Origin of the sequence: Paracoccus sp. NBH48, from assembly GCF_015390265.1 — a bacterium.
GTDB lineage: Bacteria > Pseudomonadota > Alphaproteobacteria > Rhodobacterales > Rhodobacteraceae > Paracoccus > Paracoccus marcusii.
Genome location: NZ_VUOJ01000004.1, coordinates 665,006 through 679,856, shown reverse-complemented (window position 1 = coordinate 679,856; position 14,851 = coordinate 665,006). Strand labels below are relative to the sequence as shown.

General features: G+C 69.9%; 11 protein-coding genes and 1 pseudogene. 7 read left to right on the top strand and 5 right to left on the bottom strand.

The window, feature by feature from the left end:
- Window positions 1-78: 78 nt before the first annotated feature.
- Window positions 79-1,449 (top strand): YcjX family protein, encoded by a 1,371-nt coding sequence (locus F1642_RS10220; protein WP_046000766.1) that lies wholly within the window; start codon window positions 79-81, stop codon window positions 1,447-1,449.
- Window positions 1,446-2,510, top strand: coding sequence for a YcjF family protein (locus tag F1642_RS10215; protein ID WP_084693825.1), 1,065 nt, complete (start codon window positions 1,446-1,448; stop codon window positions 2,508-2,510). The genes F1642_RS10220 and F1642_RS10215 overlap by 4 nt, the downstream gene beginning before the upstream one ends.
- On the opposite strand, the gene F1642_RS10210 is transcribed toward F1642_RS10215, so the two are convergent.
- Window positions 2,507-2,956: an N-acetyltransferase family protein gene (locus tag F1642_RS10210; protein ID WP_370582854.1), complete on the bottom strand. Its 450-nt coding sequence runs from the start codon at window positions 2,954-2,956 to the stop codon at window positions 2,507-2,509. The two genes, F1642_RS10215 and F1642_RS10210, sit on opposite strands and share 4 nt — an antisense overlap.
- Entirely contained in the window at window positions 2,953-4,395 is a 1,443-nt protein-coding gene (locus F1642_RS10205; RefSeq protein WP_194886165.1) for an MORN repeat-containing protein, read from the bottom strand. The genes F1642_RS10210 and F1642_RS10205 overlap by 4 nt, the downstream gene beginning before the upstream one ends.
- 124 nt (window positions 4,396-4,519) lie before the next feature.
- Here F1642_RS10205 and F1642_RS10200 point away from each other — a divergent pair, with 124 nt between their 5' ends.
- Window positions 4,520-6,178, top strand: coding sequence for an NAD+ synthase (locus tag F1642_RS10200; protein WP_194886164.1), 1,659 nt, complete (start codon window positions 4,520-4,522; stop codon window positions 6,176-6,178).
- Between the two features lie 3 nt (window positions 6,179-6,181).
- Here the strand turns inward: F1642_RS10200 and F1642_RS10195 are convergent, their stop codons facing one another.
- Both F1642_RS10195 and F1642_RS10190 read right to left on the bottom strand, forming a co-directional pair.
- On the bottom strand, window positions 6,182-6,871 hold the full coding sequence (locus F1642_RS10195; protein WP_194886163.1) for a hypothetical protein: 690 nt from the start codon (window positions 6,869-6,871) through the stop codon (window positions 6,182-6,184).
- 76 nt (window positions 6,872-6,947) lie between these two features.
- Window positions 6,948-8,603, bottom strand: coding sequence for an MFS transporter (locus tag F1642_RS10190; protein ID WP_370582852.1), 1,656 nt, complete (start codon window positions 8,601-8,603; stop codon window positions 6,948-6,950).
- A gap of 354 nt (window positions 8,604-8,957) precedes the next feature.
- Here F1642_RS10190 and F1642_RS10185 point away from each other — a divergent pair, with 354 nt between their 5' ends.
- The 3 genes from F1642_RS10185 to F1642_RS10175 all read left to right on the top strand — a co-directional run bounded on the left by F1642_RS10185 (window position 8,958) and on the right by F1642_RS10175 (window position 11,916).
- Window positions 8,958-9,923: a L,D-transpeptidase gene (locus F1642_RS10185; protein ID WP_194886162.1), complete on the top strand. Its 966-nt coding sequence runs from the start codon at window positions 8,958-8,960 to the stop codon at window positions 9,921-9,923.
- 129 nt (window positions 9,924-10,052) lie between these two features.
- A complete protein-coding gene (locus F1642_RS10180) occupies window positions 10,053-10,874 on the top strand; it encodes a hypothetical protein (protein ID WP_194886161.1) in 822 nt (273 codons plus the stop codon).
- Window positions 10,875-10,923: 49 nt separating this feature from the next.
- Complete coding sequence (locus F1642_RS10175; protein ID WP_255522351.1) at window positions 10,924-11,916, top strand: lytic transglycosylase domain-containing protein; 993 nt, start codon at window positions 10,924-10,926, stop codon at window positions 11,914-11,916.
- Here the strand turns inward: F1642_RS10175 and F1642_RS10170 are convergent.
- A pseudogene (locus F1642_RS10170) lies at window positions 11,858-14,058 on the bottom strand (primosomal protein N'). The gene F1642_RS10175 and the pseudogene F1642_RS10170 overlap by 59 nt on opposite strands.
- 121 nt (window positions 14,059-14,179) lie before the next feature.
- Between F1642_RS10170 and fsa the strand changes: the two are divergent.
- A complete protein-coding gene (fsa, locus tag F1642_RS10165) occupies window positions 14,180-14,833 on the top strand; it encodes a fructose-6-phosphate aldolase (RefSeq protein WP_046000760.1) in 654 nt (217 codons plus the stop codon).
- Window positions 14,834-14,851: the final 18 nt, after the last annotated feature.

The window sequence follows — 14,851 nt, the reverse complement described above, 5'->3', positions numbered from 1 at the left end:
GCGCCGCTACACATCGCGCCTCCGCGGACCTATCTTGCACCCGCGGCGTTGGGTGTCGCGAAACGAACAGGGGCAGACATGGGTATCCGCAGCGACGTGATGGAGGGGCTGGGCCTGTCCGATCCGGTGATCCGCATCGGCGTGACGGGCCTGTCGCGGGCCGGCAAGACGGTGTTCATCACCTCGCTGGTGGCGAACCTTCTGGAACGCGGGCGCATGTCGTCGCTGCGCGCCGCCGCCGACGGGCGGCTCAAGGCGGTGTGGTTGCAGCCCCAGCCCGACGACACCATCCCCCGCTTCGACTTCGAACGCCACCTGGCCGCGCTGACCGGGCCCGATCCGCACTGGCCCGACGGCACGCGTCACGTCAGCCAGCTGCGCCTGTCGCTGCGCCTGCAGGGCGGCGGCATGTTCGGGGGGCTGCGCGGCGCGCGCAACCTGCATGTGGACATCGTCGATTATCCCGGCGAATGGCTGCTGGACCTGCGCCTGATGGAACGCGACTTTGCGCAATGGTCGACCGAGGTGCTGGACCGCATCGCGGGCCGCCCCGGCGCCGACCGGTTCCTGACCGCGCTGCAGGCGCTGCCCCGCGATGACGGCTTCACCGAACCGCAGGCCCAGCAGCTGGCCGACATCTATACCGCGCATCTGAACGCGGCGCGCGACGCGGGCTGGTCGGACTGCACGCCCGGCCGGTTCCTGATCCCCGGAGAGCTGGCGGGATCGCCCGCCCTGACCTTTGCGCCCCTGCCGCCCGACCTGCAGGCCACGCGGCTTGGCCGCGAATTCCGCCGTCGGTTCGATGCCTACAAGTCGCGGGTGATCCGGCCCTTCTTTCGCGACCACTTTGCCCGCATCGACCGCCAGGTGGTGCTGGTCGACATCCTGGGCGCGATCCATCAGGGCCCCCAGGCGGTCGAGGACATGCGCCGCGCCATGGCAGACATCCTGTCGGCCTTCCGCCCCGGCCGCGCAGGCTGGCTGGGCCAGCTTCTGGGCACGCGGCGGGTCGAACGCATCCTGTTCGCCGCGACCAAGGCCGACCACCTGCATCACACCCAGCACAACCGCCTGACCGCGATCCTGTCCGCCATGCTGCGCGAGGCCCGCGACCGCGCCGATTTCCAGGGCGCCCGGACCGAGGCGATGGCAATCGCCGCCCTGCGCGCCACGACCGAGGACATGATCGCCCAGCCCGACGGCGACCTGCCCGCCGTGCGCGGACGCCTGCTGGACGGGCGGCAGGCCGCGTTCTTTCCGGGCGAACTGCCCACCGACCCCGCGGTGCTGCTGCATCCCGCACGGCAGGGCGCGCAGGCGTGGCTGGATGCCGATTACGCGATCATGAACTTTGCCCCCGCCCCCCTGACCACGCGTCCGGGCGACGGCCCGCCCCACATCCGGCTGGACCGCGCGGCCGAATTCCTGATCGGAGACCGCCTGTGACAGACGCCCCCAAACGCCCGCGCGGCCCGGTCCTGATGCCCCTGGACGACGATACGGGCACCCGGCCGCGGCCGCCCCGCACGGAAACCCGCGCGGACGACGCCCCAAGCCCCGCCGATGCCCCTGCCATCGACATCAGCGACGCCCCGCTGCCCCAGCCGCGCACCATGCAGATGGTGGCCCGCCTGGTCGGGCGGCCGCCGTCGCGCCTAACGCGGCTGTTCATCAATGCCGGGGCGGCGCTGTTCACTTTCCTTCTGGGCGTGATGGCGCTGGATTTCATTGACGGGCTGATGACCCGCTATCCGCTGCTGGGCTGGATCGCCGTCACGCTGTTCGCGGTCTTCACCATCGCGGCTCTGGGGATGGCGCTGCGGGAATGGCGGGCATGGCGGCGGATGGCCCGGATCGACGCGCTGCAGCGGCAGGCCGGCGCCGCCTTGGCCGCCGAAAGCCTGGATCAGGCCAAGGCGGTTGCCGACGGCCTGGTCGCCCTCTATGCCAAGCGCCCCGAGATGGAGTGGCAGCGTCAGCGCCTGGCCGACCGCCGGGCCGAAACCTTTGACGCCCAGGCCCTGCTGACCCTGGCCGAGACGGAGCTGCTGGCCGGGCTGGACCAGCAGGCGCGCCGCGAGATCGAGGCCGCCGCCCGGACGGTCGCCGCGACGACCGCGCTGGTCCCGCTGGCCCTGGCCGACGTTGCGGCCGCCCTGGCCGCGAACCTGCGCATGATCCGCCGCATGGCCGAAATCTATGGCGGGCGCGCCGGTGCCGTCGGCGGCTGGCGCCTGGCGCGGACGGTGATGACGCATCTGATCGCCACCGGCGCGGTGGCGGCCGGGGACGACCTGATCCACACGATGGCGGGGGGCGGCATTTTGGCCAAGCTGTCGCGCCGTTTCGGCGAAGGGTTGGTGAACGGCGCGCTGACCGCCCGCGTGGGCATCGCCGCGATGGAGGTCTGCCGGCCGCTGCCGTTCCTGTCCCAGCCCCGGCCCAAGGTCGGAAACCTGGTCAGCCGCGCGCTGACCGGCCTGTTTTCGAACGACGACGCCCGCTAGTCCAGCGCCAGCTTGTATCCGACATGCGACGGGACGAACCCCAGCCCGTCATAGAACCGGTGCGCATCCGTGCGCGACCGGTCCGTCGTCAGTTGCACCAGCGCGCAGCCCCGCGCCCGGCATTCCGCGATGGCCCAGTCCATCATCGCCCGGCCCAGGCCCGCGCCACGATGGCTGCGGGCGATGCGCACCGCCTCGATCTGGCCACGCAGTGCGCCGCTGCGCGCCAGCCCCGGGATGAAGGTCAGTTGCAGGGTGCCGACCACCCGGTCCCCGTCCTGCGCCACGGCCAGCAGCTGCGCCGGATCAGCGTCGATCAGGTCGAAGGCCGCACGATACCGCGCGGCATCCGCCGGGTTCTCTCGCCCTGCGCCCAACTGATCGTCGGCCAGCAGGGCAAGGATCGCGGGCAGGTCGGCCGCGGTGGCGCGGCGGAACGCGGTCACGGGGCCTCGGCCGGCAGGTCGGGCGCGTCTTCGGTGGGGGCCATGTCGGTCGATCCCTGGTCGGCCTCGATCAGGCGGTTGTCCTGCCATTCGCCCGACGCGATCTGACCGGTGGCATAGCGCATGACGCCCTGCCCCTGGCGCTTGCCCGCGGCAAAGGTGCCCTCGTACCGGTCGCCGTTGCCATAGGCCGCGACGCCGGTGCCGTCGATCTCTCCCGCCTTCCAGCCGCCTTCATAGATGAACCCGTCGGGCGTGGTCAGGCGGCCCTGGCCCTCGCGCAGCCCGTCCACGAAGCTGCCGGTATAGACCGTGCCGTCGGGATAGGTGGCCTGCCCCTCGCCGTGGCGCTGGCCGTCCTTCCAGGCACCGGAATAGACATAGCCGTCGGGATAGGACATGCGCCCCTGCCCGTCGTTGCGCGCGTTGCGAAAGCCCCCCTCATAGACCATGCCGTTGGCATAGCTGGCCTTGCCCTCGCCCTCGATCACGCCCTCGGACCACTGGCCCTCGTAGGTCGAGCCGTCGGCATAGGTGATCTTGCCGGTGCCGTCGGGCCGGTCGGCGCGCATCTGGCCCAGATAGACGGACCCGTCGGGATAGGTGATCTGGCCGCGGCCCTCCATGCGGCCTTCGGACCATTCGCCGACATAGACATAGCCGTCCGCGCCGGTGAACGTGCCCTGGCCGTGGCGGCGGTCATCGGCAAAATCGCCGTCATAGACGTCGCCGTTGGCATAGGTCGCGACACCCTTGCCCTGCCGGCGCCCGCCCTGCATCTGGCCCTCGTACCGGTCGCCCGTCGGCTGGACCAGAACCCCCGACCCGGACATCTGGCCCGCCGCCCAGACCCCCTCGTAGGTCAGCCCGTCCGACATCACCAGCTTGCCCTGGCCCGCGCGCTGGCCGGCCAGCATCGCGCCCTCGTAGGTGGCGCCGTCGGGATAGGTGATCTTGCCCTGCCCCTCCTTGACGCCGGCGTTCCAGTCGCCCTCGTAGCGATAGCCGTTGGCCTGAGTCAGCACGCCGCGCCCCTGATGCAGGCCGCTGACGAACTGGCCCTCGTAGACGGACCCGTTGGCATAGCGGGCGACGCCCTGCCCGGTGATCTCTCCCTCGGCCCAGGCGCCTTCGTAGGTGCCGCCGTCGGCATAGGTGATCTTGCCCTGGCCATGCGGCTTGCCGCCCGCGAACTGGCCCTCATACACGGACCCATTGGGAAACGCGGCGCGGCCCTGGCCCATGATCTGGCCCTCGACCCAGTCCCCCTCGTAGCGATAGCCGTTGGGCAGGACATAGCTGCCCTGGCCGTGCTGCAGCCCGTTGCGGAAGGTGCCTTCGTAGACGCCGCCATCGTCGTACTGCTTGGTGATGACCTGAGCGGCCGCAGGGCCTGCCCAGATCGCCAATGCCAAGGCCGTTCCGATTGCCGCTTTCATCGCCTGTCGCCCCTTACGGTGTTTTGCCGCAGGTTTACCCCGGAAGGCACCCATGCGCAAAGGCCGACTTTTCCTTGGCCGGGCGATCCTCTATCCAAGGGGCCACACAACCGGGGTGCCCGTGATGACCGACCGTTTCCGCCTGACCATCGGGCAACTGAACGCCACCGTGGGCGACCTGGACGGCAATGCCGCCCGCGCGCGCGATGCCTGGGAACAGGCGCGCGACGCCGGCGCCGACATGCTGGCCCTGCCAGAGATGTTCATCACCGGATACCAGACCCAGGACCTGGTGCTGAAACCCGCCTTCACCGCCCAGGCCGAGGATGCGATCATGGCGCTTGGCACGTCGCTGACGGGCGGCCCCGCCATCGGCATCGGCGGGCCGTGGCGCGACGGCGGCCGTCTTTACAACGCGTGGTGGGTGTTCCGGGACGGGGCGCTGGTGGCGCGCGTGCTGAAGCATCACCTGCCCTACAAGCAGCTGTTCGACGAATTGCGCCTGTTCGACAGCGGCCCGATCAGCGGCCCCTATCCGGTGGGCGCGGCCCGCATCGGCAGCCCGATCTGCGAGGACAGCTGGTACCCGGACGTGGCCGAGACCCTGGCCGAGACCGGGGCCGAGATCCTGGTCGTGCCGAACGGCAGCCCCTATCACCGCGACAAGCTGGACCTGCGCATGGGCCACATGGTCGGCCGCGTGGTCGAGACGGGCCTGCCCCTGGTCTATGTGAACATGGTCGGCGGCCAGGACGACCAGCTTTATGACGGGGCAAGCTTCGTGCTGAACCCCGGCGGCCACAAGGTCGTGCAGCTACCCGCCTTTCAGGAGGCGGTGGTGCATGTCGACTTTACCCATGGCCCCGATGGCTGGCAGGCCGAACCGGGCCTGATGGCGCCCCAACCCGACGCGTGGGAGCAGGATTACCATGCGATGATGCTGGGCCTGCGCGACTATCTGCGCAAGTCGGGGTTCCGCAAGGTGGTGCTGGGCATGTCGGGCGGCATCGACAGCGCGCTGGTCGCCACCATCGCCTGCGACGCGATCGGGCCGGAAAACGTGCGCTGCATGATGCTGCCGTCGGAATACACCTCCCAAGCCAGCCTGGAGGACGCGGCCGATTGCGCGACGCGGCTTGGCGCGCGGCTGGACACTGTGCGCATCGACGGGGCGCGCGACGCAGTGGGGGATGCGCTGGCGCATCTGATGGAGGGCACGAGCCCAGACATCACCGAGGAGAACATCCAGTCCCGCCTGCGCGGCGTGATGCTGATGGCGCTGTCCAACAAGTTCAACGAGATGCTGCTGACCACCGGCAACAAGTCCGAGGTCGCAGTGGGCTATGCCACCATCTATGGCGACATGGCGGGCGGCTATAACCCGATCAAGGACCTCTACAAGACGCGGGTGTTCGAAACCTGCCGCTGGCGGAACGCCAACCATCGCGACTGGATGATGGGCGCGCCCGGAGAGGTGATCCCCCAGCGGATCATCACCAAGCCGCCGTCGGCCGAACTGCGCCCCGACCAGCGCGACGACGACAGCCTGCCGCCCTATGAGGTACTGGACGCGATCCTGGACGGGCTGGTGGAACAGGATCTGTCGCTGGCCGATCTGGTCGCGCGGGGGTTCGATGCGGACACGGTGCGGCAGGTGGAAAAGCTGCTCTATGTCAGCGAATGGAAGCGGTATCAGGCCGCACCGGGGCCGCGCATCTCGACCCGCGCCTTCTGGCTGGACCGCCGCTATCCGCTGGTGAACCGCTGGCGCGACCGGCTGTAGGTTTCAGAACTCCAGCCAGGTGCCCAGCCGGACGGCCTGTTCGGACGGGCCGGACAGGGGATTGACCATGCCCAGTTCCACCTTGACCGGGCCGGGCACATCGAAGACCAGCGACGACATCAGACGGGCGGAATATTCCTCGTCCTGGTGGTGCTCCAGCCACAGGCTGTTGATGACCATCAGCCCGTCACGCGGACGCAGGCCCAGGGTCACGTCGGTCTTGATCACCCGTTCGGCGGTCAGGAAGCTGGCGGCAAAGGACGGGCGCATGGGCGCGCGCGGGTCCGGCGCGCTGCCGGTCATCTTGGCCAGCACCTGCGCGGTGATCCAGCCCCGGTCGAAACCGCGCCCCCAGGACAGCGCGCCCTGGACCACCGGCAGGGCAAGGTCGTCCCGCCGGATCACCCCCGCGCCCGATTGCATGGCAAAGCGGTGCGGCCCCTGACCGTCATCCAGCGCGCGCTGCAGCCACAGGATGGCACTGGTCTCCGCCTTGTCGGCGCGGCCCAGTTCCATCCCCAGCGTGGTGCGCGGCGTCAGCCCGTATTCGGCATAGACCGAGGCATAGCTGCTGTCCGCGCGATTGCGTTCCCCCGACAGCGACAGGAACGTCCGCCCGGCCTCGCGCGGCCAGGGCCCGGCCTGCACTGCGGCGGGCAGCATCAGCGCCAGGAACAGGACAAGTCTGATCATCGGCCGGCCCTTTCGTGCCACGGGTCGCACCAGATCTGGCACAACCCGCGCGTGCGGGCGAGAGGGAAACGATCCGTCAGGGGATCTCGATCTTGCCCACCAGGGGTACGTCGTCCTGGGGACCGACAGTGTGACGCTCGATCATCCGGTGGACCAGCGGGTCGGTGTCGCCCTTGTGCAGCGCGCGCAGGGCCACCGCGACCTCGGCATCCGACTTGGTGCGGCGCAGGTTGTGGCGGACATATTCGTCCCAGGTCGCGATGTGATAGCTTTCGCTCCACTGGTCGGGATGCTCCAGATCGCGCAGCAGCGACCAGTTGCGCGCCCCGTCCCGCCTGCGGATGTTGCGCCGCCGCTGCATCAGGCGCAGGAATTCCGGCACATCGGCCTGGTCGATGCGGTAATCGACCATCACCATGATCGGCCCCGACCGCCCCCGCAGGTCCAGCATCAGCGCGGGCTCGCGGAAGCGGTTCACCGGGTCCAGATCCACCGCCCCGAATTCGGGCGCCCGCAGCCAGAACCCGATGGCAGCCCCCAGCAGCAGCACGCCCCCGGCGGCCGTCAGCGCCGCATCAAGGCCCTGCGTGCCCGCCACCATGCCCCAGATCCAGGCGCCCGCCGCCATGCCGCCGAAGGTCGCCATCTGGTACAGCGCCAGTGCGCGCGCCACGACCCAGCGCGGCGTGGACAGTTGCACCGTCACGTTGAACAGCGACAGCGCCAGCACCCAGGACGCCCCCGCCGGCAGCATCGCCGCCGCGTGCAGCCAGACCGACTGGGTCTGGCCCAAGACCAGGGCCGAGACCGCAAAGCCCGCAAAGGCCATGCGCACGACGTTCTCGTTGTTCAGCCGGGCGCGGATGCGAGGGTTCAGCAGCGCCCCGCCGATCGCGCCGACGCCATAGCATCCCAGCAGGCCGCCAAACAGCAGCGACCCCCCCTCGGGGTGGCTCTTGGCGACCAGCGGCAGCAGCGCCAGCACGGCGATGGCGGCAAAGCCGAATAGCGCGCCCCGCGACATCACCCGCAGCAGGTTGGGCGACAGCGCGACATAGCGCAGGCCTGCCCCCATCGCGGCCATGAACGGCTCTGGCGTGGTGATGCGCGGCGCCAGCTTGGGCTTCCATTGCGACATCGCCCCCAGCAGCGGCAGATAGCTGATGGCGTTGACCGCAAAGGCAGCCGACGCGCCCAGCGTGGCCACGATCAGGCCGCCCGCCGCGGGCCCCACGCTGCGCATCAGGTTGAAGCCCACCGAGTTCAGGCTGACCGCCGCGGGCAGGTCCTTCCGGTCGACCAGATCGCCCATGCTGGCCTGCCAGGGCGGGTTATAGACCGCCTGCCCCGCTCCCAGCAGGAAGGTAAAGCCCAGCAGCAGCCACGGCGTCAGCCCCCCCGTCCAGGCCACCGCGGCCAGGGCCAGCGACACCACCGCCATGAAGATGAGCGCACCCATCAGCAGCGTCTTGCGGTCAAAGATGTCGGCCAGCGCCCCCGCCCCGATCGCCAGCAGCATGATCGGCAGCGTGTTAGACGCCTGCACCAGCGCGATCAGCGTGGCGCTGTCGGTCAGCTGGGTCATCAGCCAGGCCGCGCCCACGGCCTGCACCAGGCCGCCGAAATTCGACACCAGCGTCGCGCTCCACAGCAGACGAAAGTCGCGATAGCGCAGCGGCGCCAGCGCGCCGGTCCGGGCGGGGACGGTGGTGGGGTCTGTCGAAGGGGTCACGGATCGGCCTTTCCTGCGGCGGGCATCGCGGTCAGCCTAGGCGGGCACCCGCGAACCCGCAACGCCGGCGCCCGCCCGATCGCCGCAAAGTTTTCGCCTGCACATGAAACCCGAAGACACGCCAAGTTGTTCATTAGGCGCATAAAGGTGATCCACCTGACGCCGTAGCGCCACAGAGATCGGGCGCAGACGCGGCACGAACCCCGTCGAGGGTGGCTCGGGGTTGACGCGGATCGGCGGGCGGCCTCATGGAAGAACATGCGAATCGCGCCCGCCTTGCGGCGCAACAGAACAGATGCTGCCTCGGAACCGCCTCTGCCGGCGCGACCGACGATGAACAAGGAACAAGCAACGATGCGCCTCGCTTCCCTTTTCGCGGCGCTGGCCCTGGGGCTGGCGGCCTGCGGTCCCTCGCAAGAGACCACGACCCCCACCGCCCAGCAGCCGGTCGAGATCCCCGAGATCTACAAGGCCCGCACCGACCGCGGCCCGGATGGAGAGCCGATTCCCATCGCGGCCGTCCGCGCTGCCTATCTTAACGACCGCAACACCCGCCAGCTGGTGTCCTATAACGGCACCGAGGCCCCCGGCACCATCGTCGTCGACCCCTATGCGCGCGTCCTCTATCACGTGCAGCCCGGCGGCCAGGCGATGCGGTACGGCGTGGCGGTGGGGCGCGCAGGCCTGACCTTCGAAGGTCGCGCCACGATCGCGCGCAAGGCGGCCTGGCCCAGCTGGCGCCCGACCGACAACATGCTGCGGACCGAACCCCAGCTTTACGGCCAGTTCGCGGGCGGCCTGCCCGGCGGCATGCAGAACCCCCTGGGGTCGCGCGCGCTGTACCTGTACCAGGGCAGCGTCGACACCTATTACCGCATCCACGGCACGCTGGACCCCTCGTCCATCGGCAAGGCCACGTCGGCGGGCTGCATCCGGATGTTCAATCAGGACGTTATCGACCTGTTCGAACAGATCCCCACGGGAACCGAGGTGATCGTCCGTTCGCAGGCCGAAAGCGTCGCGATGGAAGGCCCGATGCAGGAAACGCCCGAAGGCTATGTCGTGCCCGCCGCCGCGGTGCAGCCGACGGCCGACCCGGCTGTGACCGCGACCGCGCAGGTCGCATCCGCGCCGATGCAGACTGCGACGGTCGCATCCGCACCGGTCGAATCTGCCGTGCCGACGGGGTTCACCGATCCCTATGCCGCAATGACGGCGGTGCCGGCCGCGACCTCGGTCCAGCCGTCGCTGGTCAGCGATCCGTTCGCCACGGATGCGGGCTTCGTCTCGCCGGTCGAAAGCGCCGTGCCCTCGCGGTAACGGGGCGGCCACGCCTGCGAAAAGATCAGGGGGCTCCGGTTGCGACCGGGGCCCTTTCCAATTGCAAATGCGCCGATTCCTGCGCACAGTCCTGCCGAACACATCATCCGTCCGCCAAGGGTCCCGCGAATGCCGAATTATGCCAAGCGCGAACAGGAACTGCTCAACCCCGATCAACTGACGCTGGCCGAACAAAGCCGCCATCCCGCGCTTGGGGCGCTGGACGATGCGGCGTTGCTGACGCTGATCGACGCGCTGCGCGCCGCGCGGGCCGAGGCGACGACCGCCGAGGGCGACCCGGCCCCGGCCGAGATGCTGCGCGCGGCCCTGCGCCGGACCGACATGGAACGCCGCAAGCGCCGGCTTGCCGCGCCCGGCACCCCCTCCGCCGCGCCGGCGGCGGCCAAGGCGGCAGCCAAACCTGCCGGTGCCAAGCCCGCGACCGCCAAGCGCAAGCAGGCGACCGTGCCGCGCACCCCCGCCGACCGCAAGTCCGCCGAGACGCGCAAGACGGACCTGCGGACGGAACCGCACCGCATTCCCAAGCGCGGTGCAAAGGCCGCGCCCGCCCCGGCCGACGCCGTGGCAGAGCCCGCGACCACCGCGACTGCAGGCGACGACAAGGCGCAGAAATCCGCCAAGCAGGCGGCCCGCAAGGCCCAGAAAGATGCCGCCAAGGCCGTCGAGAAGGAAGCCGCCAAGGCCGCCCGCAAGGCGGAGCGCCAGGCTGCCAAGCAGGCCCAGAAGGCCGAGGCCAAAGCCGCCAAGGCCGCCGAGAAGGAGGCCGCCAAGACCGCGCGCCGCGCCGCCCGCAAGGCCGAACGTCAGGCCGAGACCCCCGAGGCCAAGGCCGCGCGGAAAAGCGCAAAGCCCGCTAAGGACAAGCCCGCAAAGGCCAAGTCGGCCGATGCCAAGCCCGCCAAGAAATCCAAGTCGAAGAAGTCCAAGTGATCATCCGCCCGCGCACCGGGCGCGGGCGGATGAACGGCCCGTCGCGATGATGACCCTTTTCAGACATCTTGGTGCCGCCGTCGTGGCGCTGTTCTGCGTGGCCGCGCCCCTGTCCGCGCGCCCCGCCATCGACGCCGCCCACGGCCTGCCCCCGCCCCGCACGTCCGAAGACCTGCGCTGCAGCGATGACGGGCGCGACTGCATCGCGCGCGACAGCTATGCTGCGGATGTCTGCAAGCTGATCGAACGCAATGCCGCCGATCACGGGCTGGACCCGGCCTTCCTGGCGCGCCTGCTGTGGAAGGAGAGCCGGTTCGAACCCTCTGCCGTCAGCCCGGCGGGCGCGCTTGGCATCGCGCAGTTCATGCCGGGCACGGCCGATCTGTATTGGCTGGACGATCCGTTCAACCCGGCCCAGGCCATTTCCAAGGCCGCGTGGTATCTGGGCCAGCTGCGCGACCGGTTCGGCAATATCGGCCTGGCCGCCGTCGCCTATAACGGCGGAGAGAACCGCGCTGCGCGGTTCATCGCGCAGGCCACGACCCTGCCCTATGAGACGGTCGACTATGTCGAATCGATCACCGGGTTCAGCGCGCATCGCTGGCGCGACAACCCCCCGCCCCAGCAGGAGGTCAAGCTGGCCCTGGCCGACGACCAGGCCTTTCGCCCGGCCTGCGAGCGGATGGCCGGCGAGCGGTCGCTGCGCGAGTTCAACACCCAGCCCCCGGCGATGCCCTGGGGCGTGGTCGTGGCCAGCCATCCCAGCCAGGCGGGCGCGGCCCAGCAGGTCGCGCGGCTGAACCGCACCCTGCGGCCGATCCTGACCGACGGGGCGCGGGTGGGCTATGTCCGCAAGCGGCTGAACAGCATGCCGCGCGCCGTCTTCACCGCGCAGGTCGGCTATTCGTCGCGCGACGAGGCCACGCGATTCTGCAACCGGTTTCAAGTCGCTTGGCGGGCGCTGCATCGTGCTGAAGAACTGATCACAGAAAGCTTAGTGGGTCGATGTCCACGGACAGGCGCATGTTCGTGGGCAGCTTGACCCCCGCGAGCCAATCGGCGATCGCCGCCTGCAGCGGCGCCTGACGCGGCGCGCGGATCAGCATGCGCATGCGGTGGCGTCCCCGCACCCGCGCGATGGGCGCAGGCGCCGGCCCCCACAGTTCGGCCCCGACCTCGGCCAGGGGGGTGGCCAGACCGGCCAGATGGCGCGCGAAATCGGCAACCGTGCCCAGGTCCGGATGGGACAGGATGATCCCCGCCAGCCTGCCGAAGGGCGGCATGCCCGCCGCCTGACGGCCCGCGGCCTCGGCATCCCAGAACGTCTCGTCCTGGCCTGACAGGATGGCGCGGATCACCGCGTGATCGGGCTGGTGCGTCTGCAAGAAGCGCCACCCCCGGCGCCGCCCCCGACTGTCGCCCGGCCCGCCCCGCCACCTGGCGCATCAGCTGAAAGCTGCGCTCCGCCGCGCGCAGATCGGCCCCCTGCAGGCCCAGATCGGCATCGACCACGCCCACCAGCGTCAGACGCGGAAAGTTATGCCCTTTGGCCACGATCTGCGTGCCGATGATGATGTCGGTGTCGCCTTCCGAGATCTGGGCGATCGTCTCCTTGAGCGCGCGGGCGGAATGGAACAGGTCCGACGACAGCACGGTGGCCTTGGCATCGGGGAACCGCGCCGCGACCTCCTCGGCGATGCGCTCGACGCCGGGGCCGATGGGGGCCAGCTTGCCCTCGACCCCGCAGCTGGGACAGGCCGTGGGGATGGGCCGCGTCTCTCCGCATTGGTGGCAGACCAGGCGGTTCTGGAAGCGGTGTTCCACCATCCGCGCATCGCATTGATGGCACCCGATCTGCTCGCCGCAGGCGCGGCAGACGGTGACCGGCGCAAACCCGCGCCGGTTCAGGAAGATCAGGGATTGCTCACCCTTGGCCAGCCGGTCGGTCACCGCCTGCGCCAGCGTCGGAGAGATCCAGCGCCCCTGCTCCATCGCCTCGGCGCGCAGGTCGATGGCGGCCATCTGCGGCAGCTCGGCCTCTCCATAGCGGGATCGCAAATCCAGGCGCGCATATTTCCCGGTCGCGGCGTTCACCCAGCTTTCCAGAGACGGCGTGGCCGAGGCCAGCACCACCTGCGCACGGTTGATGGAGGCGCGCAGCACCGCCATGTCGCGAGCGCTGTAATAGACGACGTCCTCCTGCTTGTAGCTGCCGTCATGCTCCTCATCGACGACGATCAGGCCCAGATCGGCAAAAGGCAGGAACAGCGCCGAACGGGCGCCGACGACCAGCCCGACCTGACCGCGCCCGGCCATGTGCCAAAGCCGGCGGCGTTCGGTGCGGGTGATGCCACTGTGCCATTCGCCGGGCCGCGCGCCGAACCGCGCCTCGACCCGGTCCAGGAATTCGGCCGACAACGCGATCTCGGGCAACAGGACCAGCGCCTGCCGCCCCTGCGCCAGGCATTCGGCCACGGCCTCCAGATAGACCTCGGTCTTGCCCGACCCGGTGACCCCGCGCAGCAGCGTGGTGCCGTAACCGCCCGCCCGGATCGCGCCGCGCAGCGTGTCGGAGGCAGCCTGCTGATCGGGGGCCAGGGGCTTGCCCGGCCGCGTAGGGTCCAGCGTGGGATAGGGGCAGATCGCGCGGTGCCTCGATCTCGGCCAGGGCACCGCTGGCGACCAGGCCCTTGACCACCGACGTGCCGACGCCCGCCAGCTGTGCCAGTTCGGAGGCCGCAAAGCTGGCCCCGCCGTGATCGGCCATGACCTGCAGCACGCGGGTCCGCGCCTCGGTTGCGCGACCGGGCTGGCCCGACCCGGGCACAATGATGCGCCGCGCGGCGGGCGGCTGGTCGATGTCGGGCGCGCGCGTGGCCATGCGCAGCATCAGCGGCAGCGGCGTCAGCGTGTATTCCGCCGCCCGTGTCAGGAAATCCAGGAACCGCGCGTCGAAGGGCTGTGCGTCCAGCACGCGGGCGACGGCGCGCAGCTTGGCCAGGTCGAAATCGCCCTTGCCCGGCCCCCAGACCAGCCCAAGCACCCGGCGCGGCCCCAGGGGCACCAGCACCAGCTGTCCCTGGCGCACGCCCTCGTCGGGTGCCAGATAGTCCAGCACGCCGACCGTCTCGGCGGTCAGCACCGCGATGCGGGCGCGGGGGGGAAAGAACTCGGGCGGGGTCATGATGGCGCGATAAAGACGGGGCCGCGCGTCGGTTGCAAGCCCCCGCATGGGTTGTGCCCCTTCCCGCCCGCCCCCCATCTGCAGTATCACCCAGACAAACGCACCCTGAGGAGACGCGCCCATGAAATTCTTTGTCGACACCGCCGATATCGCCGCGATCAAGGAGCTGAACGACCTGGGCATGGTCGATGGCGTCACCACCAACCCGTCGCTGATCTTGAAGTCGGGCCGTGCCATCGCCGAGGTCACGGCCGAGATCTGCGCCATGGTCGAGGGTCCCGTCAGCGCCGAGGTCGTGGCCGAGAAGGCCGACGACATGATCGCCGAAGGCCGCCACCTGGCCAAGATCGCGCCGAACGTCTGCATCAAGGTGCCGCTGACCTGGGACGGCCTCAAGGCCTGCCGCGTGCTCTCGGACGAGGGGCACAAGCTGAACGTCACGCTGTGCTTCAGCCCGGCGCAGGCGATCCTGGCCGCCAAGGCGGGCGCGACCTTCATCAGCCCGTTCATCGGGCGTCTGGACGACATCCACCTGGACGGCATGGACCTGATCGCCGACATCCGCGAGATCTATGACAACTACGGCTACGAGACCGAGATCCTGGCGGCATCGATCCGCACGGTGAACCACATCGTGGACGCGGCCAAGATCGGCGCCGACGTGATCACCGCGCCGCCCTCGGTCATCAAGTCGATGGCGAACCACATCCTGACCGACAAGGGTCTGGCACAGTTCAACGCGGACTGGGCCCAGACCGGCCAGAAGATCCTCTGATCCGCGCCCCCCGGAGAG